This is a genomic window from Mesorhizobium sp. M0590 (assembly GCF_040320905.1).
Lineage (GTDB): Bacteria > Pseudomonadota > Alphaproteobacteria > Rhizobiales > Rhizobiaceae > Mesorhizobium.
Genome location: NZ_JAMYQN010000008.1, coordinates 201816 through 226560 on the forward strand (window position 1 = coordinate 201816; position 24745 = coordinate 226560).

A 24745-nucleotide genomic window follows, 5' to 3' on the forward strand; every position below is an offset into this window, starting at 1 on the left:
GTCCGGCAACAGAGAAGCCGATCCGGCGCTCCGCCGGCCAACTGGCATAGCTGCCGTTCTGCATTGGGGTAAGCTGATGACCTTCGACCTTCAGGGCAAGCGCGTTTTCGTGGCCGGACATCGCGGCATGGTCGGCTCGGCAATCCTGCGCAGATTGGCCGACGAGGATTGCGAAGTCCTGACCGCCTCGCGCGCCGAGCTCGATCTTCTCGACCAGGCCGGCGTGCGGCGCTGGATGGCCGACCGCAAGCCGGATGCAGTGGTGATGGCGGCGGCCAAGGTCGGCGGTATCCTGGCCAACAACAGGCTTCCCGTCGATTTCCTGCAGGACAATCTCGTCATGCAGAACAATGTCATCGACAGCGCCTTCCGCAACGAGGTGCAGAAGCTGCTGTTTCTCGGTTCATCCTGCATCTATCCCAAATTCGCGGCGCAGCCGATCTCCGAGGACGCCTTGCTGACCGGGCCGCTCGAACCCACCAACGAATGGTATGCGATCGCCAAGATCGCCGGGCTGAAACTGTGCCAGGCCTATCGGCGCCAATACGGCGTCGACTACATCTCGGCGATGCCGACCAATCTCTACGGCCCGGGCGATAATTTCGACCTCAATTCCAGCCATGTCGTGCCCGCTCTGATGCGCAAGGCGCACGAGGCCAGGCGCGCCGGCCGCAAGAGCCTGGAGGTGTGGGGATCAGGCACGCCGATGCGTGAATTCCTGCATGTCGACGACGCCGCCGACGCGCTGGTCTGGTTGCTGAAGAATTATTCGGGCGACAGCCACATCAATGTCGGCTCGGGAGAAGACATCACCATTGCCGATCTTGCCCGCACCATCGTGTCGGTCGCTGGCGCCGATGCTGCGATAACGTTCGATGCGACGAAGCCGGACGGCACGCCGCGCAAGCTGATGGACGTGTCGCGTCTGTTCGCCACCGGCTGGCGCCCGCGCTACTCGCTGCGCAGCGGATTGGAACAGACCTATGCCTGGTTTCTCCAGCACGTCGAGACCGGTGATCTCCGCCTCGGCGCGGCCTGAGGCTGGTATAGGCGGGCTCGGCGCGTCAGGCCTGGATGAGCCCGGAACGCCAGCCGACAAATACCGACGGCCAATTGAGGGATTATCTGGGTGGTGGGCGTGACAGGGCTACCCACGTTGTCTCAAGACCAAAATGCTTCTCAGAATACTGGCGAGATCGGGAAGCACGATGCCTCCCTTCAATGCCTCACTAAAACGGAACTTAGGCAAACGCCAGGGGGAGCTTGATGAATTTCCCAACCAGCAGAGATCCGTTCAGGGCCGTTTCTCAAAATAAAGTGTCGAACTGGCGGGATTGCAACAAGCTATCTGGAGCGGGTTGCTAAGAGCGAGATCGACTTTGCAGATTGGCGTTCTCAGGAAGGCCAAGGACGTCTACCCGATGACGGCAAACCCTGGCTCTGCTCCTTGACGAACCTACATGTCAGGTCCAGAGTTGCGGGTTGTTCGACTGGTTCACCGGTGCCAATGCAAGTTCTCTCCAACCGCGAATGAAGTGGGTCAAACTGGCCTTCCCTCTGTAGTCCGTGCGTGCAATCTCTAACAACTTTGACATCGATCTCCATGCCGCTGCGTCCGATTGATTTATCGAGTCAGTTAGCACCATCGCAATTCCTCTGAGGTACCAATAGCTCTCTGCTACCTCATACATAGACTCGATCTCGTCCGTCGCTGGGTTTGGTCCTATGAAGTCAGGATGGAGGCATTCTAATATCCGCGCCGCCGTACGAACGCGATGCGGCTGACCGGGATCGCGATGTACACCTGTGAGGTCGCCGACGTGCGGGGTATATTCCCCCGTCCATACAGATAGTTGCCTTTTTGGAGCCAAATGTTCTTTTCTATAGGACAGTGTGTGGGGTCCCACGCTGTCTAAACAAGCGGACAAAATGTGAGGCAGCAACGCAGCTTGCGATGGTAGGCTCATTAGGAATGGGGTCGTATCCAACCCGAATAGATTAACTGCTACAGGGTTTATTGCTCGTTTGATAAACGAGTCGGCAAGAGCGCTTGACAGCTCTGTGAAGTGCGGTGTTATCTTTCCAAGATTAGATAACATGTATCTATACGTCCATTTGTTGTCCAATGTGTTTGTAACTGATTCTATTATATCGCGTCTTTTTAGCAAATCTTTAAGCCTTGGGGATGTAGATTCTGTGTCAATTATTATATCTAATGCAAATTGCGGCTCTTGAAGCAGGAATAGCTCCCAATCAATATCATCCGTTTTCTTGCTTCGGGGATTTCTAGTGCGCACGATAGAGTGCGAATAATATATGATCTGATCGTCACGTTTGTCTGGGCTAAGGATCATGCGCTCGACGTTGGCAAAGCCATTGCGCTCTATCTCCTGCGCGAGGCCGCAGTCTATTAAGCCGCGAATCGGGCTAGGCAGGAGGGAGAGGTTTTCAGCTCCACCTACCGAATCGAATAACTGTTTTGCGTCTGCACTTGATTTTGTACTCAGGAACTTAAAAACACAATATATCGATCTTAGTATCCCATTCGCATTCGAGAATGATCGCCAAAATGCCGGCGTCCATGTTGTCCAATCCAGCTCTTTTCTAGCTTCGAGACGCTCAACCTGAATCGAATTGTACTTTATTGATCTGAAAATCTTTCGGTTCCTGCGATCAGAAGTAAACAAGAAAGCCTGCATATTTCCAGCCAAGTCCTTACGGACACCTTCCGTGGCCGCGATGTTCGTTAAGGAGGGACCGACTAGATCAAGAACTGCGATGCAAGCTCGAGTTGCCCTTTCACCACGTTTATACCATTGTTTATCCATCAGTAGTTCGATGGTAAGAGATACCAACCACGCTGAAAAAGAGGCTTCCGCCCGTGGTTCAGCCGACGAAATCGTCTCTAATAGCTGTGTGACAAAGTCGTTTGACGACTGTCGCACCAAGCTTTTAGCTTCGTCTGACCTGCTGTCAGTATTAGGGAGAAAGCGCGCCAATGATATCGCGGCGCCTAGTGCTTCGCTCTCTGATTGCTCCTTCATCGTAGTTAGGAGCACGTCAACCAACCAGGTAAGAGAATGATCTGAGCGCACAGTTGATAGGAAAGGACCCGCGTCTGGGCTGCTCAGGAGGCCTGAAAGGCACTTTCCGAATAGCGACCTGATGCGTTTGTCCTGCTCGAGCACTCCTTCGCTTAAAAGTCTAGCGGTTAGTATACCTCCCCTTGCAAGCTTCCTGCTAAGAGCGCGAATATCATTGTCCTCACCTTCATCAAGGTCCATCATGACGGATGTGACAGATATCAGTTCCGCCTTGCGCTGGTTTTCTACAAGCGCACTTAAAAGGAAATGCATCACCTCACGCCAGTGAGAGTCGCCTGCTATTATTCGAAATCGATCTATTAGCGTGGTTGGCTCTGCGGCCTCATATATCTGCTCAGCAGCGAAAAACTCTTGCAGCGGCCTTATGTCAAATCTTACATACTCGCCAGACTCCGGCGTACTCACTAAAACCAATCGATCTGTAGCGGCCAACATTAATGCCGATACGGTTACGTCAACATCTTTATCTTGTAATGAGGATACAACCTCTTCAACGATTGATTGAAATTCGCTCTTCGCGAGCGATGTAGTTGCCCCGCCACTGGTCTCCGCTCTTGAGTGCAGTTCAAAACCAAGTCGGTTGTGCAGCGTCTTGATGAGACGATCTCCCTCCCGCAATATTTTAGAAAGTAGAGGGTCGAGCAGGTTACGGTTAGCTTCTCGTTTCTTGATCACGCTGTAGAAAGTATTGAAAAGCTGCCATTTCCGGTCCGGTGGCCGCCCACCGTCTCGTACGATGACTGCCATGATATGGGCCTGTAGGGGGGTCGTCATGATTTCGGCTATGGCTTGAGATGCCAACGCGTCCTTTAGCATCCGGACAGCAAAGTCCCCTTCCGTCACGCTTCTCTCGATACGCAACAATGGTGAAGCGCATTTCAAGGCTTGTTCCTTTGAAAGACTCGTTAGTTCAATCGTGGTGGCCTCTAATACATCAAACTGTCCTGCATATCCCTGTGGGCGGGACGTACACACGATTGCAGCATCTGATTTGCACGCTACCAGAACGTCATCCACAAAGTGAATGACTTCCGATGCCACTCGATCTTTTACATCACCTGGTACCTCGTCTAATCCATCGAAGACAAAGAGCCACCGCCCTTGGGCAAATGCCCGCTTCAACGTCCCTGCGGCGACCTGTTGGGCAAGTTCATTGGAAAGATAGTGGGTCAGGTACGCGAGCATGCGGTAAGAACCACTGGTCTGCTCCCCGACCCACCGAGCAAACGTCTTCAGTTCGATATTTACAGGTATTCTAGGCGCGATTGGCCACAAGCCATCTCTCGACGCAGCGGCGCGAATGTCCTGTGCCAAACTTTGCTGTGAGGGGTTAACTGTAAAATCCAATGAAGACAGCAACAATGCAGCGCGCTGTATCTGACAGACATATTGCGTTAGCGTCGATTTCCCTTGTCCAGGGCCACCTTTTACGAACCAAACTCTCGCCCGTGTGGGGTCGCGCTGCCATGTTTTCCACTCATTCAGATTCGGGACTTGCCCGTCCACAATGTGTTTCTGCGCCAGCGTTGTCGCAAGAGTCCGTACGGCCATACCGTGTAAACGCTTATCAAAAGCAAACGGGAGGTCTGTAAAAAGATGCTGTATTCCTGGCCGGTTGTCGGCGCTCGATCCGGCTTGCTCAAGCTTAGTGAATTGTTGATCGGTAAGCTGACTAACTACTAGGTATCTAACGATCTCGTCGGTCTTGGCATTAGAATCCAAAAGGGTTTTGTACATCTCAGTAATTACAAGTCCAGGAGTAACAAACTCTGCATAGTAATCTGCCACATCCTTGTTTAAGGCGAGTAGGTCCAATACTTTCCGACCACCCCATACATGGAATCGTTTTGCCAGACTAGGCCTCAGTTTTTTGACAGCTGCCAGAGCTCGATCAAATGATCCTGTGTCGGCGGAGGCAGATTGGTCTATGTTCGTAACTATAATCCAGTTATCTGGCCATTGCCTTGATGTGTTTGGCGCTGTAAATGCCTTTAGCTCCAAATTAATTTGCTCCAAGAGCCACTTTTGAGGGTCAGCACTTAGGTGCGGAGCGTGAAATTTCGACTGAATGTACCAGGTTCCTGACCAGTTCTCAGCCACACTAGGGTATTCGGCCGCTCCCTCGAAGTATCCGTCTCTGCCGGCGTCGGGACCAGGGCCAAAGCCGGTGTGCCCAGCCCCGAGTACTTTCAGCGCAAGCATATTTGCAAGGTGCTCGAACGTATTAGAGTCGAGCCTAGTTAGCTCATACGAAGTTATTGCCACGGCTACCCCCAAACGAACCCCTTGCACGTTAGCCGCTTTAGATTCCTATCGATAGGGGTGCTATCAGTTTACGAATGTCTTGATGAACCGTTGCGTTCACTCGTCTTTTGGCCCGCCAGCGGGCACGAGAGAAAGGCCGCGAACGATCGCTATAGTCGTTGACTGGAACTGCTGAAGGCGGATGGTGCCGGCACGGGCATACGGGCTCGGAGTCTCGGCCAGCAAGCCGAAGCGCTGGCGACCAGTCAGGCACTGGGCAAGTTTCTGGTCTTGGCCGATGTGTGGGACCACCGATGGATACAATGCCGCGCCTTGTGACCTCCCTTGGCGGCCAGCCGTACGGGAGCATTCCCAAGATCATTACAAACGCCGGGTCGAAGAGCTGCCCTTGCTCGACGGTTGTCTTCAAAATGGACAGTTATGACCGTATTTTCGGATGGTATCTGACAGCTCAGATTGCGCCGTTTCCCCGTGTGGCCGGCCAATTGAGGGATTATCTGGATGGTGGGCGTGACAGGGATTGAACCTGTGACCCCTGCAATGTCAATGCAGTGCTCTCCCGCTGAGCTACACGCCCATCCGAAGCCGCGCATACACCATTTTTGGTTCGGCACGTCAATAGCGGGGAAAGCGAAAGAATGGCTGGCTTGCCGGGTCGGTCAAGACGCGAGAAAAAACGCGTCAGGCGGCCTGCAGCATCTTTTCGACTTCGTTGACGAGGTCGCGCAGGTGGAACGGCTTCGATAGCACCTTGGCGTCTTTCGGCGCCTTGGAATCAGGGTTCAGCGCGACGGCGGCGAAGCCGGTGATGAACATCACCTTGAGGTCGGGATCGATCTCCGTGGCGCGACGGGCGAGCTCGATGCCATCCATCTCGGGCATGACGATGTCGGTCAAAAGTAGCGAAAAAGGTTCCTCGCGCAGCCGCTCATAGGCACTGGCGCCATTGTCGAAATCGCTGACCTGATAACCGGCGCGCTCCAGCGCCTTGACGAGGAACCGGCGCATGTCGTCGTCGTCTTCCGCCAGCAGAATGCGTGCCATCTTGTCCCGTCCGAATCACCCAACCGACAATGCCGTGCGGCAAGCCCGTTAACCATGCTGTATATGAGGAGGCGACGGTAAACATCAAGTGAACGTTGGGCGCACAATCCTGTTTTGGCTTGCGCTTCGGCGGCTGGACATGCGGGCGGCGAGGTGGCACTTTCCTATCATGATGCATTGGTATTTCCGGGTTCGTTCAAATTGAAAACGGCAGCCGAGGATTTTTCGGTCGTTCCACCCTTCGAAATCCGATCGGGCGCCGAACAGCGCGTTCCCTTCCTCTTCAACTCGCCGCATAGCGGCCGCTACTATCCGGACCGGTTCATGGCTATGGCCAAGCTGGACCGCAACGCCATCCGCCGCTCAGAGGACTGCTATGTCGAGGAATTGTTCGGCGGCGCCGTCGCGCTCGGGGCGCCGATGCTGGCGGCAAACTTCCCGCGCGCCTATCTCGACGTCAACCGGGAGCCGTGGGAACTCGACCCGCGCATGTTCGCCGAACCGGTGCCGTCATTCTGCAACATCCGCTCGGCGCGGGTGGCCGGCGGGCTCGGCACCGTGCCCAAGCTGGTCGGCGAGGGGCTCGACATCTATTCCGGCCGCTTGCCGCTGGCGGAAGCCGTGGCGCGCATCGAAGCGGTCTACAAGCCCTATCACGAGACGCTGAAACGGCTTTTGACCAGAACCCATGCGCGCTTCGGCTACGCCGTGCTGATTGACTGCCACTCGATGCCGGCAAGCATAAGGGTCGGCGACAGCGGATTGCGGCCGGACTTCATCGTCGGCGACCGCTTTGGCATTTCCGCCGCGGCGGCGTTGACCGAGACGGCGATCGGCCTGCTCACCGGCATGGGCTACAGCGTCGCCCACAACAAGCCCTATGCCGGAGGCTTCATTACCGAGCACTATGGCCGCCCCGTGCGCCATCTGCATGCGCTGCAGATCGAGGTCAATCGCGGGCTCTACATGAATGAGCGGACGTTCCAGAGATCGGCTGGTTTCGACGCCCTGGCCGACGATCTGGCGCGGTTTTCGGCCGAACTGATGGCGATGCCCGATCACAATTTCATGGATCTGCCGCTGGCCGCCGAATAGCCGCGGAATCGCGGTACTCGCCGCTCATGCGGCAGCGTAAAAAAAGACCGCATCGTTTGCACGACACGGTCGAAGTCTAGGGAGGAAACGCCCAAGGAGGGCATGGACAGGAACCCCTGTCCGAGAACAAACGTATTGTGCGCTGCACAAATGTCAAGGCGCGTTCCGGCTTTTTTAATTCACTGTGAAGTGGAAACTGCATTTCCATGACGGCGGCGTTGCATTCGAGCAACAGTTGGCACCATGCGAGAAGCTCCGAACGCCTTTGTTTCGGCATAAATCCGTAGGCAAACGGGTATCTCCAAACATGCTGGAGCGGGAGAATCAGTTGGACATCAGCATCGAGTTCATGCGGCGCATTGCGCGTGCCGCCGCAGCCGAGACCTTGCCGCGCTTCCGCAACCAGGGCGCGGTCACCAACAAGGAGCGCGGCAGCTTCGACCCGGTCACCGAGGCCGACCGCGAGGCCGAGCGCGCCATCCGGGCGCTGATATCAGCGCAGTACCCCGATCACGGCATTCTCGGCGAGGAACATGGCGGCGAAAACATCTCCAGCCGGCATGTCTGGGTGATCGATCCGATCGACGGCACGCGCGCCTTCATTTCCGGCCTGCCGGTATGGGGCACGCTGGTCGGACTGACGGTCGACGGCGATGCCGTCGCCGGCATGATGTCGCAGCCCTTCACCGGAGAGCTGTTCTACGCCAATGCCTCCGGCTCGCATTATGAAGGTCCCGGTGGCCCGCGAAGACTCGCGACGCGCAAGACGACGAATCTCGCCGAGGCGACGCTGTTCACCACCACGCCGGCGCTGTTCAAGGGAGACGCGCGCCTGCGCTACGACCTGTTCGAGCAACAGGTCCAACTCGCCCGCTACGGCACCGACTGCTATGCCTTCGCCATGGTGGCGGCGGGCAGCGTCGATATCGTCGCCGATCCCGGATTGAAGCCCTACGACATCGTCGCGCTGATCCCGATCATCGAGAAGGCGGGCGGCGTCATCACCACTTTCGAAGGCGGACCGGCGGAAAAGGGCGGCGACATCCTGGCGGCGGCGACACCAGAGCTGCACGCAGCCGCGATGGCGGCGCTGCGCGGCTGAGATTGGCCATTGCTGCCCAGGCAAGATCGTTGCCATACCTCCTGACAGGATGATGTCAGTTGGCATGCGCTATGAAACGCTGTCAGCCGGGAGGACCATAGATGCCGACGCAGCCAGCAGCCAGCCATTCTGATGCTCCGGCGGACGGGCGGAGCGATTTCGATTTCTTTTTCGGGCGCTGGACCGTCGGCCATCGAAGATTGCAGAAGCGGCTGCAGGGCGACGGCAACTGGGATGTGTTTGGCGGCACGTGCGACGTGCGGCCGATCCTTGGCGGCCTCGGCAATGTCGACGACAATTGGATTGAATTGCCCGGCGGGCCCTATCGCGCCGCCACCTTGCGGACCTTCGACCCGGCGGCGAGGCAATGGTCGATCTGGTGGATCGACGGCCGCAATCCGTCGACCATCGATGTTCCGATGCGCGGCACTTTCGTGGCGGGCGTCGGCACGTTCCTGTGCGAAGACGTCTTCGACGGCCAGCCGATCCAGGTCCGCTTCCTGTGGTCGCGGATCACGGACGGGTCGGCGCGCTGGGAGCAGGCCTTTTCGCCGGACGGCGGCAAGGCATGGGAGACCAACTGGATTATGGATTTCGCCCGCACGAGCTGAAGCCGGACAAGGTATGTGGCTCAGACGTCACCGGTTCCGGGGATGAAGGCATCGAATGCCGCAAGCAACTGCTCGCGATAGAGGTCGGCTTCCTGGAGGATCTCATGGCGGGCGCCGTCGATCATCACTAGCGAGCCGACGCGCAGACGTCTCGCATAGGCTTCGACTGCCCTGGTCGAGACGACCTGGTCGGCGCCGGCGGCGATCATCAGCAAGGGCACCTGGATCTTGGCCATGAAATCCGGGTCGCTGACGATCAAGGATGCCTCCGTGGCCGCCTTCAGCCAGCAGATCGTCGGTCCGCCGAGCGCCAGCTGCGGATAGGTTTCGTAGATCAGCGTATTGCGCCGATAGCGTTCCGGGTCGCTGGTCAGCTTGTTTGTGGCGAAGGGCACCGATTCCTTGGGCCGCGGCCCCCATGCGGCATAGAGTCGGCCAAGGCCGAGAAGGCAGAACAGCGAACAGATGCGGCGGACGGTTTTTACCGAAACCGGCAGGTCCGGCACGGTGAAGAACGGTGCGACCAGCACCATGCGGCGCACGCGGTTCGCCATCGAGGGCGCGGCGAGCAGCGCAATCACCGCGCCGGCCGAGTGGGCCAGTATGTAGTAGGGTCCTCGGCAATCGGGCAGCACGATCTCCTCGAAGAACTGCTCCAGATCACTGGTGTAGTCGAAGAAGCTCCGGACGAAGCCGCGCTGTCGGTCGCCGATCAGCCGGTCGGAAGCGCCCTGGCCGCGCCAGTCGAGGGTTGCCACGCCGAAGCCCCGGTCGGTAAGGTTGCGAATGGTCTCGAAATACTTCTCGATGCACTCGTTGCGGCCGGTCAGGACGACGACGGTGCCCTTCATCGGGCGGGCAACCGCGGCAAACAGCCCATAGCGGATCTTCTTGCCGTCGCGCGTGGTGAAGAAGCCGCCGGCCGTGTTTTCCGGCAGCGGATTGCCCGGAGTTTCGTGGAAGAGAGGGGGCTGGTGGAGAAGATCGGTCATACGGTGTTTGGTTGGTGTCGGTGCCGGCGTGGGCGCAAGTCAGGCATAAACGCCCATGCGCCAAAAGCAAAGGAATTCGGGACGCCGGGGAGGTCGACCCAGGCAGCGAACAAGTAAGGCCGGAAGCAGCCTTGGCGTGCTTCCGGCCTCTGTCGACCGGGAGGAAGGGACGTTACACCCGGTTCGGCCTCGTCGTGTCGCCTTCCCGGCGACCTGTTCGTGATCTCGAGAACAGTTTTAGTGCCGCCTGGCTGAACGCTCGCCGAAGCCACGGTTCATCTGCCGTTCATCGGCATCGGGACGTGGGCCGGGACCGGTCCCGTTTGGACGCGGGAAAATCTTGAAATGCCGTCGCCGGCTTCCCAAATTTGTCATGCGGTCGCCAATGTCGGGGCCGCTGGCCCATCCGGAACGCCGTCACGGGTTTCGCACCGGCCATACGCAACCTTGTTGCTCAACAGGAGAACACACCATGCGTCACGTTGATTTTTCCCCGCTCTACCGTTCGACCGTCGGTTTTGACCGGTTGTTCACCATGCTCGATTCGCTTGCGCAGCCGGAAGGCCAGACGTATCCGCCTTACAACATCGAGCGCACGGGCGAGGATGCCTATCGCATCTCGATGGCTGTGGCCGGCTTCTCGGAAGATGAGATTTCGATCGAAGCTCACCGCAATGTGCTGACCGTCAAGGGTGAGCGCAAGGAGGAAGGCAATGGCGAAGGCTCCGAACTGCTCTATCGCGGTATCGCCAGTCGAGCCTTCGAGCGCCGCTTCCAGCTTGCCGATCACGTCGAGGTTGTCGGCGCCGCGCTGAAGAACGGCCTGCTCTTCGTCGACCTCAAGCGCAACATCCCCGAAGAGCTGAAGCCGCGCAAGATCGCGATCACCTCGGCTCCGGCCAAGGCCAAGCAGATCGAGGCCAAGACTGCCGCCTAAGCCAGGCAGCTAAACTCCGGGACGCCAACTCCCCGGGAAGAAAGGGCGGTGCAGCAATGCGCCGCTCTTTTGCTGGTGGGCAAGGCTTGCTATCCGGCGAGCAGGTAGCCGAAACGGTCGACCTCGTCGGGCGTGGTCGCGAAGCTGGTGACAAAGCGATAGAGCGCTTCGTCTTCGCCAATGTAGCCGTCGTAGCCGAGCGGCCTGTGCCAGTCGTGGAAGGCCGCCCCTGCCGCTTGCATTCTTTCGGCCTCGGCCTTTTTCATGACTGCGAAGACCTCGTTCGCCTGCGGCAGCCAGGCCAGCCGGGCCGAAGGGGAATCTTCTATCGCCGCGGCAAGCCGTGCCGCCATCGCATTGGCGTGCCGTGCTGTGTCGAGCCATAGCCCACCCCTGAAATAAGCATCGAATTGCGCGGCGATGAAGCGCGATTTCGAGAACAGCTGGGCCGCGCGCTTGCGCAAAAAGGCCAATTCCTTGGCTCGCTCGAGGTCGAACAGCACGATCGCCTCGGCGCACCAACAGCCATTCTTGGTGCCGCCAAAGGAGAGGATGTCGACACCGTGCTTCCAGGTCATTTCGGCCGGCGTCGTTTCCAGCGCGACGAGCGCATTGGCAAAGCGGGCCCCATCCATGTGCAGCGGCAATCCGTGCTGCTTTGCGATCGCCGAAATCCTGGCGATTTCGTTCAGCGTGTAGACGGTGCCGACTTCGGTCGACTGGGTGATCGAAACGGCAACCGGCCGCCCGGAATGGACGTTTTCGGGTGCGAAACGGTCCACCGCCCGTTCCAGATTGCCGGCATCGATCCTGCCGAGTGCGCCTTCGACTGTATAAAGCCGCGAACCGCCGGTGAAATATTCCGGTGCACCGCATTCGTCCTCGATGACGTGCGATTCGCGATGGCAGAAGGAAATGCCGCCTGGCTTGTTATAGGTAGTCAGCGACAGCGAATTGGCAGCGGTGCCGGTGGCGACGAAAAACACCGCGACCTCGCATTCGAAGATTTCATTGAAGCGCTGGTAAACGGCCTTGTCGAGGGCACCGTCGCCATAGGCGGTGGAGAAGCCGTCGGCATGGCCCGACAGGCCGGCAGCGATACGGGGATGGGCGCCTGCCCAATTGTCGGAAGCGAAAATCATGCGTCTGCCTATGCTGGGGAAATCGATGCGAGCTTGGCCGCTTTCGCATGCCGGCCGCAAGTGGCAGATGCCGAAAATCCGCTAAAGCCAGCGAAACGCATGAGCGTAGATGCAGCGACTGAAGGCTACGCTGACACGGCGTTCCGCGCAATTTTCTGTCGCGAAAGCCTCAAGAATTTTGTGAATCGGTCTTGTGTGCATCCAAAATTTCTGTCATAAAAATTTAGGACAGTAGTGCTGTCTTATTTTGTCGCACAAAACTGGCCGCATTGGCATATGATTGCGCCTCTGCGGCATTGCCGCGAGCGACAGCTAGACAGCCTGGCTCCGGCCTGTACGAATACCATATGCGAACGATGCGGAAAGCCGCACGGTCGGCAAGAATTTCGCAAGACGTGCCGCAAGATTGAAAGGGGAGCCACGCGCTTCCCGACGGAAACCAGCGCCCGAAGGGGACGGAACGGAGGACAGGACGATGACGGACATGACGCCATCTGCGACGAAGGCCGCGCAGACGAAAGCGGCAGTCGTCAAAAATCCGTCCCTGACCAATATTGGGCGAACCAGCACCGGCTATGCCGCGCACGGCCTCTATGATCCGCGCAACGAGCATGATGCCTGCGGCGTCGGCTTCATCGTCAACATGAAGGGCGTGAAGTCGCACCAGATCGTCGAGGACGGCCTTGCCGTGCTCGAAAACCTGACGCATCGCGGCGCCGTCGGCGCCGATCCGCTGATGGGCGATGGCGCCGGCGTGCTGGTGCAGCTGCCGGACCGCTTCTTCCGCGAGGAGATGGCCAAGCAAGGGGTCGAACTGCCGAAGCCCGGCCACTATGCCGTCGGCCACGTGTTCATGCCGCGCGACCCGGAGCTGCAGGCGCATATCGAAGGCATCATCGCCGAGGTGGCGCAACTCGAGGGCCAGCCGCTGCTCGGCTTTCGCGACGTGCCTGTCGATAATTCATCGCTGTCCAAGGCGCCCGACATCGCCGCTTCCGAGCCGGTGCACCGGCAGGTGTTCCTGGGCCGCGGCGCCGAGATCGAGAACGACGACGATTACGAGCGGCGGCTCTACATCCTGCGCAAGGTCATTTCCGGCCGTATCCACGAAGAGACCAAAGGCGTCGACAACGGCTTCTATGTCGTCTCGATGTCGTCGCGGACCATCGTCTACAAGGGCATGTTCCTGGCCTATCAGGTCGGCGCCTACTACAAGGACCTCACCGACCCGCGTTTCGAGACGGCGCTGATCCTGGTCCACCAGCGCTTCTCGACCAACACGTTCCCGTCGTGGAAGCTGGCGCATCCCTACCGCATGGTCGCCCACAATGGCGAGATCAATACGCTGCGCGGCAACGTCAACTGGATGGCGGCGCGGCAGGCCTCGGTCGATTCCGAACTGTTCGGCAACGACATCTCGAAGCTGTGGCCGATCTCCTATGAAGGGCAGTCCGACACCGCCTGCTTCGACAATGCGCTCGAATTCCTGACGCAGGGCGGCTATTCGCTCGCCCACGCCATGATGATGCTGATCCCGGAAGCCTGGGCCGGCAACAAGCTGATGGGTCAGGACCGCAAGGCCTTCTACGAGTATCACGCAGCCCTGATGGAGCCGTGGGACGGGCCAGCGGCGGTTGCCTTCACCGACGGCCGCCAGATCGGTGCCACACTCGACCGCAACGGGCTGCGGCCGGCGCGCTACATCGTCACCGATGACGACCGCGTCATCATGGCCTCGGAAGCCGGCGTGCTGCCGGTGCCGGAGGAAAGGATCGTCAAGAAGTGGCGGCTGCAGCCCGGCCGCATGCTGCTGATCGACCTGGACAAGGGCCGCATCGTTTCCGACGAGGAGATCAAGTCGGAGATCGCGACCAGGCACCCCTACAAGAGCTGGCTCGCCAACACACAGCTCATCCTCGAGGATCTGAACCCGGTCGAGCCGCGCGCCCTGCGCAGGGATGTCTCACTGCTCGACCGCCAGCAGGCGTTTGGCTACACCCAGGAGGACACCAAGCTGTTGATGTCGCCGATGGCGACCACCGGCCAGGAAGCGGTCGGCTCGATGGGTACCGACACGCCGATTTCGGCAATGTCGGACAGATCGAAGCTGCTCTACACCTATTTCAAGCAGAATTTCGCACAGGTCACCAATCCGCCGATCGACCCGATCCGCGAGGAGCTGGTGATGAGCCTGGTGTCCTTCATCGGGCCGCGGCCCAACATCTTCGATCTTGTCGGCAATTCGCGCCGCAAGCGGCTCGAAGTGCGCCAACCGATCCTGACCAATGGCGATCTGGAGAAGCTGCGCTCCGTCGGCCACACCGAAGACCGTTTCGACACCAAGACGATCGACATCACTTACGGTTCGAATGAAGGCGCGGCCGGCATGCAGGGCGCCATCGACCGGCTATGCGAGCGCGCCGAGGCGGCGGTCGCCGGCGGCTACAACATCATCATCCTGTCGGACCGTCAGCTCGGCCCGGACCGCATCGCCATTCCGGCACTGCTGGCGACTGCGGCCGTGCACCATCATTTGATCCGCAAGGGATTGCGCACGTCGGTTGGGCTCGTCGTGGAATCCGGCGAGCCGCGCGAGGTGCATCATTTCTGCTGTCTCGCCGGCTACGGCGCCGAGGCGATCAATCCCTATCTCGCTTTCGACACGCTGCTCGACATGCACAAGCGTGGCGAATTGCCGGCGGAGGTCGACGCCTACGAAGTCGTCTCCCGTTACATCAAGTCGATCGGCAAGGGCATCCTGAAGGTGATGTCCAAGATGGGCATCTCCACTTACCAGTCCTATTGCGGCGCGCAGATATTCGACGCCATCGGGCTCAAGTCGGACTTCGTGCAGAAGTACTTCACCGGCACGGCGACGCTGATCGAAGGCGTCGGGCTGGACGAGATCGCCGCCGAAACGGTCAGCCGCCACACCGACGGCTTCGGCAACGACCCGGTGCTGCGCAACAGCCTCGAGGTCGGCGGCGAATACATGTTCCGCATGCGCGGCGAGGCCCATATCTGGTCGCCCGACGCAGTGGCGACCTTGCAGCACGCCGTGCGCCAAGGCTCGTGGGAGACGTTCAAGGACTATTCCGCCCAGATCGACAGCGAGACGGCGCAGGCGCAGACCATTCGCGGCCTGTTCAAGATCAAGCTTGCGCAAGAGACCGGGCGTAAGAAGGTCAAGCTCGACGAGGTGATGCCGGCGGCCGATATCGTCAAGCGCTTCTCGACCGGGGCGATGTCCTTTGGCTCGATCTCAAGGGAAGCGCACACGACACTGGCGCGCGCCATGAACGCCATCGGCGGCAAGTCGAACACCGGCGAGGGCGGCGAAGAGGCCGACCGCTATCTGCCACTGCCGGGCGGCGGCAAGAACCCCGAACGCTCGGCAATCAAGCAGGTCGCTTCGGGACGCTTTGGCGTCACGGCCGAGTATCTGGTCAATTCCGACATGATGCAGATCAAGGTCGCGCAAGGGGCGAAGCCCGGCGAGGGCGGCCAGCTGCCGGGCCACAAGGTCGATGCGACCATAGCAAAGGTCAGGCACTCGACGCCGGGCGTCGGCCTGATCTCGCCGCCGCCGCATCACGACATCTATTCGATCGAGGATCTGGCGCAGCTCATCTACGACCTGAAGAACGTCAATCCGGCGGCCGACGTATCGGTCAAGCTGGTCTCGGAAGTCGGCGTCGGCACGGTTGCGGCCGGCGTCGCCAAGGCGCGTGCCGACCACATCACCATATCAGGCTATGACGGCGGCACCGGTGCCTCGCCGCTGACCTCGCTCAAGCATGCCGGCAGCCCGTGGGAGATGGGCCTTGCCGAGACGCACCAGACGCTGGTGCTCAACGGCCTCAGGTCGCGCGTCGCGCTGCAGGTCGATGGCGGCCTGCGCACCGGGCGTGACGTCATTATCGGCGCACTGCTCGGCGCCGACGAGTTCGGCTTTTCGACCGCGCCGTTGATCGCGGCCGGCTGCATCATGATGCGCAAGTGCCATCTCAACACCTGCCCCGTCGGCGTCGCGACACAGGACCCGGTGCTGCGCAAGCGCTTCAAGGGCACGCCCGAGCACGTCATCAACTTCTTCTTCTATGTGGCGGAAGAGGTGCGGGCGCTGCTTGCCGAGATGGGCTACACCCATCTCGACCAGATCATCGGCGACACCGACCTTCTGGAAAAGCGCGAGCTGATCCAGCACTGGAAGGCACGCGGGCTCGACTTCAGCAAGATGTTCTACAAGCCCGATGCGCCGCACGAGGCGGTGCACTGGACCGAGCGGCAGAAGCATCCGATCGACGACGTGCTCGACCGCAAGCTGATCGAACTCGCAAAGCCGGCGCTCGAAGCCAGGCAGCCGGTCAGTATCGAACTGCCGATCCGCAACGTCGACCGTTCGACCGGCGCCATGCTGTCGGGCGAGGTGGCAAAGCGCTTCAAGCACAAGGGACTGCGCGAGGACACGATCTCGGTCAAGCTCACCGGCACGGCCGGCCAGTCCTTTGGCGCCTTCCTGGCGCGCGGTGTCTCGTTCGAACTGGTGGGCGCTGCCAACGACTATGTCGGCAAGGGCCTGTCGGGTGGCCGCATTGTCATCCGCCCGCCGGAGAACACGAAAATCGTTGCTGCCGAGTCCATTATTGTCGGCAATACCGTGCTCTACGGCGCAACCGAGGGCGAGGCCTATTTCTGCGGCGTTGCCGGCGAGCGTTTTGCCGTGCGCAATTCGGGTGTCGCCGCCGTCGTTGAAGGTGTCGGCGACCATGGTTGCGAATACATGACCGGCGGTATCGTCGTCGTCATCGGCCAGACCGGCCGCAACTTCGCCGCCGGCATGTCGGGCGGCGTCGCCTATGTGCTCGACGAGGCGGGTGATTTCGCCGAACGCTGCAACATGGCGATGGTCGAGCTGGAGCCGGTTCCGGAAGAGGACGACCTGATGGAAAAGCTGCTCCACCATGGCGGCGATCTCGACCATAAGGGCCGTGTCGACGTATCCGGCGATATGACCAGCCATGACGAGGAGCGGCTCTATCAGCTGATCTCCAACCACGTCCACTACACCGGCTCGGTACGAGGTCGCGAAATCCTCGACGACTGGGCGACTTTCCGGCCGAAATTCCGGAAGATCATGCCGGTCGAATACCGCCGCGCGCTGATCGAGATGGAGCGGATGCGCATGAACGTGGCGGCGGAATAGATTTGGAAATTGCCGGGAGGCCGTGCGTCCCGGCAACCATCTTCATCAAGAATCCTGACCTCGGACTGAAGGTTGCCACAGCTGCCTTATGAGGTTAACGGGTGCGTCGCCAGGCGTGCCTTCCGGACAGTAGGGACTGGACTATGGGCAAGGTAACAGGGTTTCTCGAGATCGACCGGCAGGTGCACAAGTACCAGCCGGCTTCCGACCGCATCCGGCATTTCCGCGAGTTCACGCTGCCGATGTCGGACAAGGAGGTCGAGAAACAGGCCGCGCGGTGCATGGATTGCGGCATTCCGTATTGCCATGGACCGACCGGCTGCCCGATCCACAACCAGATCCCGGACTGGAACGACCTCGTCTACAATGGCGACTGGGAAAACGCGATCCGCAACCTGCATTCGACCAACAATTTTCCGGAATTTACCGGCCGCATCTGCCCCGCACCTTGCGAGGAAGCCTGCACGCTGAACCTCGAGGATATTCCGGTCGCCATCAAGACGATCGAGCAGGCGATTGCCGACAAAGCCTATGAAACCGGCCATATCCGGCCCTATCCGCCGGAACGGAAGACCGGCAAGCGCGTCGCGATCATCGGCTCGGGGCCGGCAGGCATGGCGGCTGCCCAGCAACTCGGCCGCGCAGGCCATGACGTTCACGTCTATGAGCGCGAGAGCCGGCCGGGCGGGCTGATGCGCTACGGCATCCCCGATTTCAAGATCGAGAAGCATTATATCGACCGGCGCATCGAGCAGATGCAGGGCGAAGGTGTCAGCTTCCATTGCGGCGTCAATGTCGGCGTCGACAAGCCGGTCGCCGAACTGCTCGCCGAATATGATGCCGTGCTCTATTGCGGCGGTTCCGAAACGCCGCGCCCGGCCAACATCCCGGGCGACGATCTCGACGGCGTGCACGACGCCATGCCCTATCTGGTGCAGCAGAACAAGCGTATCGGCGGCGAGCCGATCCAGTCGGTCGCATGGCCGTCGCGCCCGATCGTCGCCGGCGGCCAGCATGTCGTCGTCGTCGGCGGCGGCGACACTGCCTCAGACTGCGTCGGCACCGCCTTCCGCCAGGGCGCGGTGCGCGTCACCCAGCTCGACATCCGGCCGCAGCCGCCGGAAAAGGAAGACAAGCTGTCGGTCTGGCCCTACTGGGCGACCAAGATGCGCACGTCATCGTCGCAGGCCGAAGGCGCCGAGCGCGAATTCCAGGTGGCGACGCTTGAATTCATCGGCGAGGACGGCCAGCTGACCGGGGTCAAATGCTGCGAGGTCGACGAAAAGCGCAAGCCAATCGCCGGCACCGAATTCGTCATCCGCGCCGATCTCGCGTTCATCGCCATCGGCTTTGCCGGGCCAGCCGCTCGCGGGCCGGTCTCGGAACTCGACGGGCAGATGAAGATCGTCACCGACAGCCGCCGTTCGAAGAATGTCGAGGCCAATGACCGGGACTACAGGACCAGCGTCGAAAGGCTCTATGCGGCGGGCGACGTGCGGCGCGGCCAGTCGCTGGTCGTCTGGGCGATCCGCGAGGGCCGCCAGGCGGCGCGCGCCATCGACGAGGCGCTGATGGGATCGAGCGTGCTGCCGCGCTGAGCCCGTTCCGAAGAGGTTCTGTTTACTGGCGGATCGCCGTCGTCGTATCGGATGCGGCCGCCGTCGCAGGCTGTGTCTTGGGTGGCCACGAGAAATCGTCGGCACGGCCCGGTGAGGCGTCGGGCGCCTTGCCCTCGATTACCAGCCTTTCGCCCGGCAAATGCTTGTCCGCTTTTGCCGGCGGGGCGGCGCCGAGAAGTTCCGAGCCGCCGTCCAGCGCCGGATCGCTGAGCAGCATCGGCACGGTGCGATCGACAGCTATCGGTGCGGCAGCAGGTGACGGCGCCTCGACGGGAGCGCCGGCCGGGGCAGAAGCCGGGACCACGCTTCCCGGCGCGGCCAGCCCAAGGATCTTCATCAGCGGCTTTTCGGTATAGAAGGCGAGCTTGCGCTTGCCGGCCTTCGACATGTTGATGCCGTCGTCGGAGCGCAGGCGCACCGATTGGCCGTTGATGTCCGGTCCGCTGGTGATGAAGGCGCCGTTCTCGTCGACGAACCCGTCCCAGACGTCGACGAATTCGCCGCCGTGGCTTTCGGCGGACGAGCGGAAGATGTCGTTGAAGGCCAGCATGTCGGAGGTCATTTTCGAGACCCGGAAGGCCGGCATGCCAACCCACAGATACGGCACCTTGGTTGCTGCGATGGCCTTGCCGAACGCTTCGGTCCGGCGCTCGTATTCCTTGGTCCAGTTTTCGGATCGCGGCTGCTCGCGCACATCGCCGACGCGCATCTGCTGCCGGTCGTTGGATCCGAGCATGACGACGACGGCTGCCGGTTTTTCGGCGGCGATCAGCGACTTGACCTGGTCTGGCCAGTTGTAGACATCGTCACGCACGAAGCCGGACGATCCGTTGGCACGGACGACGATCCTGACGCCGGTGTTCTCGGCAAAGGCGGCGTCGAGCCCCTCAGCCAGCCCAGACGCCATGAAATCGCCGACCACCAGAACGACGCGTGCATCCGGCGCCTTCTCGGCCACCGGGGTTGTCGGCTCGGCCGGCGGCGGCCGGCGAACTGACCGGGGCTTTCTCAGCTTGGGCCTGGGCTTTGTTCTCTGGAATTCTCTCTGGAATTCGGGCGGCGGCTGCTCAAACCGCTCGCTTCTGCGCGGAAACAACAGGTCGCGCAGCGACCAGCCACGACTTTCCGGCTCCTGCGCCATGGCCGCGGTATGAAAGGCACTGGCGGAGCCGACTGCCAGAACGGCGATCGCCAGAACGAGGATCGGCACGCGACGAACGATTAACCGGATGCGCGCAGCCGAAACCAATCACCCTCTCCATCCCGCAACCGGCTCTAGTTCTGCCTGAGCCATTTGAGCACTTCCTTGCTCGGATACCCGTCCTGGGTCAAGCCAGCCTTTGCCTGGAAGGCCATGATGGCGGTTTTCGATCCGTCACCGATCTTGCCGTCGAACTTGCCGTCGTAATAGCCGTGCTCGGAAAGTCGCTTCTGAAGCTCCTGCCTTTCCTCGAAGGAGAGCTTGGTAAACGGTCGTTTCCAGTCCTGCACAAGCCCGCCATAGCCGGCAATTTCGTCGGCAAGAAGGCCCACGGCGAGCGCATATTTGTCGGCATTGTTGTAGCGCTTGATGACCGAGAAATTCTTGATCATCAGGAAAGCCGGCCCGCCGCGGCCGCCGGGCAGCTTCAACGTCGCCTTGTCCGCACCGTTCTTGAACGGCCTGCCGTTGGCACGGCTGACCCCCAACGCCTGCCATTGCGACAGCGACTTCGAGCCTCCGGGCAGCTTCTTGCCGTCCGGAAGGCTGACCTCATAACCCCAGGTCTTGCCTGCCTGCCAGCCGTTCTTCCTCAGCAAATTGGCGGCTGTCGCCAGTGCGTCGGGAATCGAATTCCAGATGTCGCGCTTGCCGTTGCCGTCCATATCGACCGCATAGGACTGGTAGCTGGTGGGGATGAACTGGGTATGGCCCATCGCGCCGGCCCATGAGCCGCTGAGATGGCTTTCGTCGATGTCGCCGGTCTGCAGGATCTTCAGCGCCGCGATCAGTTGGGTGCGGGCAAATTTCGCTCGCTTCGGGTCGGCATAACCAAGCGTCGCCAGCGAGCGCACCACATTGCGCATGATATCATCGCGCTTGAGGGTTTCGCCGTAGTTAGATTCCATAGACCAGATGGCCAGCAGGATGTAGCGGTCGACGCCGTATCTTGCCTCGATCCTGTCCAGCCAAGGCTTCCATTTCCTTGCCATCTGCTGGCCGACGGCGACCGACTGGTCATGGACGCGGTTGTCGAAATAATCCCAAGCGGGTGCGGTGAATTCGGGTTGAGTACGGGCCTTTTCCAGCACCACCGGGTCAGCATCGTTGATGCCCTTGAATGCCTGGTCGTAGACGGAGCCGGAAACGCCGCTCGCCACGGCGGTAGCACGGAAGCTGGCGACCCATTGGCGGAAGCCGGCATCGGCAAAAGCCGACCCGCTGGGCATGAGCAAGGCAAGCGAGAGGCTGGCGGCCGTCAGGACGCTGGTGAAGCGCCTTGCGGCGTTGCGAACGGACATCTTTTCCTCCTTCTTCATCTCAGGAAGACTATTCATCGCCGAACCCGGTTAGCATTTGGTTTACCATAGGTGTCGTCCGGGGTGAAAAGATGCGTCAATGCTTTACCAGCTGAGATTTCTGACCCGCCGTTCAGTAATCCTCGATTTCGGCATGAAAATGTCTCGAATCGGGATTGCCGAACAGTCATGCAAATGGATAATTGGCACATGAAGAGAGTTCGCAAGGCAGTGTTCCCGGTTGCCGGTCTCGGCACGCGCTTTCTCCCCGCCACCAAGGCCATTCCCAAGGAAATGCTGACGGTCGTCGACAGGCCGGTCATCCAGTATGTGGTCGATGAGGCGCGCGAAGCCGGGATCGAGCATTTCATCTTTGTGACCGGCCGCAACAAGGCGGTCATCGAGGATCACTTCGATGTCCAGTTCGAGCTCTACGACACGCTTGCGCAGCGCGGCAAGGACGACCAGCTCGCCCGCCTGCAGCGGCTGCAGCCGGCGCCGGGGCAGACCAGCTTCACCCGCCAGCAGGTACCGCTCGGCCTTGGTCACGCCGTCTGGTGCGCGCGCGAGCTCGTCGGCGACGAGCCCTTTGCGCTGCTGTTGCCCGACATGATCATGCAGTCGGAAAAAAGCTGCATGAAGGACATGGTCGAGCTTTACGCCGAGACCGGCAACAACATCGTCGCCGTGCAGGAATGCGATCCGGCCGAGGCGCACAAATACGGCATTGTCGGCCGCGGCGAGGACGCGCATCACGGTTTCCGCATCACCGGCATGGTGGAAAAGCCGAAGACCGGCACGGCGCCGTCGAACCTCTACATCAACGGGCGCTATATCCTGCAGCCGGAGATATTCAAGATACTCGAAGGTCAGGAAAAAGGCGCCGGCAACGAGATCCAGCTCACCGATGCAATGCTGAAGCTGCAGAAGCAACAGTCCTTCTACGGCTACCACTACCGCGGGCGGACGTTCGACTGCGGCTCGCCCGAAGGCTTCGTCGAGGCCAACGTTGCCTTCGCACTGTGGCGCAGAGACATGAATGCCAGCATGGCCGGTGTCATTCGCACGCTTCTCGACGAACTCGCGCCGTCAGAACGCCGCGGCGTAGCCTTGTAGTTTCAACACCGGTTGCCGCGCTGATCGGCTAAAGCGCGCCGCGTTCGACCGGCCTCATGCGACGCGCTTTAGGTTCTTGTTTTACGCAAGTCGTTATCGCAAAACCGCTGCACACTTTTGCGCGACATGCATTTAGCGCTGCAACTTCAAGCCGACGAAGATACTGTTGGCCGTGTAGTCGCGCCCAACCAGGTTGCTGGTCAGTTTTTCAGTCCTGGCGCGGGTGGTGAGCCCGGTGTAGCGGTTCAGCCACCACGTCAGCCCAGCCTCGGCGCTCAGCGTCAAATCATGATCGTCGGAGCCGGTATAGTCGCGCCATTCAAGGCCGAGAGCGGCATTTCCGGTCAGGTTGGCGCGGATCTGCCGCTCGCCGGTGAGGCTGCCGGAATAGAGCATGTCGCCGCTTTCGCCCGCATTCGTCGTGTTCTCGGCGGTCGTCTGTGCGGTGAGCCCGATCGTGGTGCCGCGTTCCGGCGACCATTTGAGATCGGCATTGACCGTCGCGCCCGAAATAGCCGGCAGGGCATCGTCGTCGATAGCTTCGCGCAGCCAGCCGACCGAGAACTCGCCGCTAAGCTTCTCGCGGAGATCGAGCTCGACGCCGGCCCGTGCGCCAAGCCTGGTCGAGGAGCGCTGGAAGCCGTTTGGATCGACGCGCAAATCATAAGCGCGCCGGCCGATCTCGATTTCGGTGAACGGGGTGATGGCAGGCGAGATCTCGTAACCGGTACGCAAAATGGCCGTGTAGAGCGTCGAGTCGCGGCCCTTCTGCGACAGCGATCCGCCCGACGAAAGCTTGGCGTCGCCAAAGATGTCGTGCTCGACCGCGCCAGTCAGCGCGAAGCGCATTTTGCCGGCATCCTTCTCGACGGCGAGACTGCCGTTCACGGTCTGGCGCACCGGCTGGCCAACGGCGCCGACGACCGCGTCCGGCGCCGAGGCCGATTCGGGCAAGGCCTCATAGCCCAGCTTGGCGATGGCGCGCAGATCATTATCGAGATCGATGTTGAGTGTGCCGTCGACGCGGCCTTGCGCCTCGTGAATGTCATAGCCGGACAAGGTTTCGCGGAAGATGCCATAGCCCTCAACCGTCGCCGAATTCTCCCGCCAGTCGGAGACGGCGTTGAAGCGCAGCGTCGTTTCCGACAGCAAGGCCGGCTTGCCGAGGCTGCTCGAATCGGCGTTTGTCGAAGACGTCAGGCCTTGCTCGAGCGTCGGCCGGATCACGAAGGAGCCGAGCTTGATGCCGGTGGCGGCGAACGGGTCGTCCTCGTTCTTGTTGTCCTGGCCTTCGATGGCTTCGGTGCGCTCGGCGCCAGGGTCGAGCTTGAGCCTCTCGGCGGAATCGATGGTGACGGCACGGCGGTTGACCGTATCCTGCTCGTCTATGGCGGCGGTATCGGTGTCATCGGTCGCCGCCGCGGCTGCAGTCGCGGTTCTTTTGCGCTTCTGGCTGTCAGCGGTCTCGTCTTCGGCGTTGGCCGCATTGGCGGCGCGTTGTGTCGGGCTTGGCCGCCGTCGGGGGGGCGGAGCAGGGTTGTCGGGAAATGGATCGCCGCTGGCCGCTGGTTGATCGAAAGTGCCGCCGGTTGTGGCCGCCTCGCCCGTGCCGTCGTCAGGCAACGCCCCTTGACTGGCCGGGCGATAGGTAGGCAGCGGCGTATTGTCGTTGGCGGTTGCAGCAGCCTGCGCGGCTTGGGTTCCGGCTATGCTCGATTGCCTGATCTTGTACTGCTGGTCGTCCAGGATTGTCGATTCTGAAACCTCGCCGCGCAGCTCGGTTTCCTGGGCGCAAAGCAGTGCCGGCCGCGACAACGCAAAGACACTGGTTGCCAGCAGCAAAGCGCAGACCGCCTTGCCCTTTCGTCCCATTTTGTTTTGAGGCTGAAACCCGGACATCGGCACCACTGCTTGCGCGGCGCACGCGCGCCATACTTACGAAACCGTAAATGGGGATGGTTAACGGAGCGTTGAGGCATGGCCCGTCAGGAGGTTCGGGACGGCAATTCCGTT

At 60.6% G+C, this 24745-nt stretch carries 15 protein-coding genes and 1 tRNA gene; 8 read left to right on the forward strand and 8 right to left on the reverse strand.

What is annotated here, in order from left to right; all coding sequences use genetic code 11:
* Nucleotides 1–76: 76 nt before the first annotated feature.
* Nucleotides 77–1039, forward strand: coding sequence for a GDP-L-fucose synthase (fcl, locus tag NKI52_RS15940; protein WP_352698569.1), 963 nt, complete (start codon nt 77–79; stop codon nt 1037–1039).
* Between the two features lie 424 nt (nt 1040–1463).
* Here fcl and NKI52_RS15945 read toward each other — a convergent pair whose 3' ends face one another.
* From NKI52_RS15945 to cpdR, 3 genes are all read right to left on the reverse strand, one after another.
* On the reverse strand, nt 1464–5369 hold the full coding sequence (locus NKI52_RS15945) for an NACHT domain-containing protein (RefSeq protein WP_352698571.1): 3906 nt from the start codon (nt 5367–5369) through the stop codon (nt 1464–1466).
* 502 nt (nt 5370–5871) lie between these two features.
* A tRNA-Val gene (locus NKI52_RS15950) sits at nt 5872–5946 on the reverse strand.
* Between the two features lie 104 nt (nt 5947–6050).
* Nucleotides 6051–6413, reverse strand: coding sequence for a cell cycle two-component system response regulator CpdR (gene cpdR, locus NKI52_RS15955; RefSeq protein WP_006199474.1), 363 nt, complete (start codon nt 6411–6413; stop codon nt 6051–6053).
* 153 nt (nt 6414–6566) lie between these two features.
* On the opposite strand from cpdR, the gene NKI52_RS15960 reads away from it, so the two are divergent.
* From NKI52_RS15960 to NKI52_RS15970, 3 genes are all read left to right on the forward strand, one after another.
* Entirely contained in the window at nt 6567–7508 is a 942-nt protein-coding gene (locus NKI52_RS15960; protein ID WP_352488728.1) for an N-formylglutamate amidohydrolase, read from the forward strand.
* 328 nt (nt 7509–7836) lie between these two features.
* Nucleotides 7837–8610 (forward strand): histidinol-phosphatase, encoded by a 774-nt coding sequence (gene hisN, locus NKI52_RS15965; RefSeq protein WP_352576136.1) that lies wholly within the window; start codon nt 7837–7839, stop codon nt 8608–8610.
* Nucleotides 8611–8711: 101 nt separating this feature from the next.
* On the forward strand, nt 8712–9221 hold the full coding sequence (locus NKI52_RS15970; RefSeq protein ID WP_352698573.1) for a DUF1579 domain-containing protein: 510 nt from the start codon (nt 8712–8714) through the stop codon (nt 9219–9221).
* A 20-nt stretch (nt 9222–9241) separates the two neighbouring features.
* On the opposite strand, the gene NKI52_RS15975 is transcribed toward NKI52_RS15970, so the two are convergent.
* Complete coding sequence (locus NKI52_RS15975) at nt 9242–10213, reverse strand: alpha/beta fold hydrolase (RefSeq protein WP_352698575.1); 972 nt, start codon at nt 10211–10213, stop codon at nt 9242–9244.
* A 472-nt stretch (nt 10214–10685) separates the two neighbouring features.
* On the opposite strand from NKI52_RS15975, the gene NKI52_RS15980 reads away from it, so the two are divergent.
* On the forward strand, nt 10686–11150 hold the full coding sequence (locus NKI52_RS15980; RefSeq protein WP_023675381.1) for an Hsp20 family protein: 465 nt from the start codon (nt 10686–10688) through the stop codon (nt 11148–11150).
* A gap of 89 nt (nt 11151–11239) precedes the next feature.
* Here NKI52_RS15980 and NKI52_RS15985 read toward each other — a convergent pair whose 3' ends face one another.
* On the reverse strand, nt 11240–12292 hold the full coding sequence (locus NKI52_RS15985) for a threonine aldolase family protein (protein ID WP_352682485.1): 1053 nt from the start codon (nt 12290–12292) through the stop codon (nt 11240–11242).
* Nucleotides 12293–12767: 475 nt separating this feature from the next.
* Between NKI52_RS15985 and gltB the strand changes: the two genes are divergently transcribed.
* Complete coding sequence (gltB, locus tag NKI52_RS15990; RefSeq protein ID WP_352568147.1) at nt 12768–17498, forward strand: glutamate synthase large subunit; 4731 nt, start codon at nt 12768–12770, stop codon at nt 17496–17498.
* A gap of 143 nt (nt 17499–17641) precedes the next feature.
* Nucleotides 17642–19096 carry a glutamate synthase subunit beta gene (locus tag NKI52_RS15995; protein ID WP_352448228.1) on the forward strand — a complete coding sequence of 485 codons (1455 nt, stop codon included), beginning with the start codon at nt 17642–17644 and terminating at the stop codon, nt 19094–19096.
* 22 nt (nt 19097–19118) lie between these two features.
* Here NKI52_RS15995 and NKI52_RS16000 read toward each other — a convergent pair whose 3' ends face one another.
* Both NKI52_RS16000 and NKI52_RS16005 read right to left on the reverse strand, forming a co-directional pair.
* Complete coding sequence (locus NKI52_RS16000; protein ID WP_352568145.1) at nt 19119–20366, reverse strand: SGNH/GDSL hydrolase family protein; 1248 nt, start codon at nt 20364–20366, stop codon at nt 19119–19121.
* A 26-nt stretch (nt 20367–20392) separates the two neighbouring features.
* Nucleotides 20393–21619, reverse strand: a complete 1227-nt coding sequence (locus NKI52_RS16005) for a lytic murein transglycosylase (RefSeq protein ID WP_352568143.1) — start codon at nt 21617–21619, stop codon at nt 20393–20395.
* Nucleotides 21620–21826: 207 nt separating this feature from the next.
* Here NKI52_RS16005 and galU point away from each other — a divergent pair, with 207 nt between their 5' ends.
* A complete protein-coding gene (gene galU / locus NKI52_RS16010; RefSeq protein WP_023675387.1) occupies nt 21827–22732 on the forward strand; it encodes a UTP--glucose-1-phosphate uridylyltransferase GalU in 906 nt (301 codons plus the stop codon).
* A gap of 132 nt (nt 22733–22864) precedes the next feature.
* On the opposite strand, the gene NKI52_RS16015 is transcribed toward galU, so the two are convergent.
* Nucleotides 22865–24604, reverse strand: a complete 1740-nt coding sequence (locus NKI52_RS16015) for an outer membrane beta-barrel protein (RefSeq protein ID WP_502897758.1) — start codon at nt 24602–24604, stop codon at nt 22865–22867.
* Nucleotides 24605–24745 lie beyond the last annotated feature (141 nt).

Coding starts and splice junctions, on each gene's coding strand:
- NKI52_RS15980 (WP_023675381.1), top strand. CDS start 10,686: ATGCGTCACGTTGATTTTTCCCCGCTCTACCGTTCGACCGTCGGTTTT.
- NKI52_RS15970 (WP_352698573.1), top strand. CDS start 8,712: ATGCCGACGCAGCCAGCAGCCAGCCATTCTGATGCTCCGGCGGACGGG.
- gltB (WP_352568147.1), top strand. CDS start 12,768: ATGACGGACATGACGCCATCTGCGACGAAGGCCGCGCAGACGAAAGCG.
- NKI52_RS15985 (WP_352682485.1), bottom strand. CDS start 12,292: ATGATTTTCGCTTCCGACAATTGGGCAGGCGCCCATCCCCGTATCGCT.
- NKI52_RS15975 (WP_352698575.1), bottom strand. CDS start 10,213: ATGACCGATCTTCTCCACCAGCCCCCTCTCTTCCACGAAACTCCGGGC.
- cpdR (WP_006199474.1), bottom strand. CDS start 6,413: ATGGCACGCATTCTGCTGGCGGAAGACGACGACGACATGCGCCGGTTC.
- fcl (WP_352698569.1), top strand. CDS start 77: ATGACCTTCGACCTTCAGGGCAAGCGCGTTTTCGTGGCCGGACATCGC.
- NKI52_RS15995 (WP_352448228.1), top strand. CDS start 17,642: ATGGGCAAGGTAACAGGGTTTCTCGAGATCGACCGGCAGGTGCACAAG.
- galU (WP_023675387.1), top strand. CDS start 21,827: ATGAAGAGAGTTCGCAAGGCAGTGTTCCCGGTTGCCGGTCTCGGCACG.
- NKI52_RS16015 (WP_502897758.1), bottom strand. CDS start 24,604: ATGGGACGAAAGGGCAAGGCGGTCTGCGCTTTGCTGCTGGCAACCAGT.
- NKI52_RS16005 (WP_352568143.1), bottom strand. CDS start 21,619: ATGTCCGTTCGCAACGCCGCAAGGCGCTTCACCAGCGTCCTGACGGCC.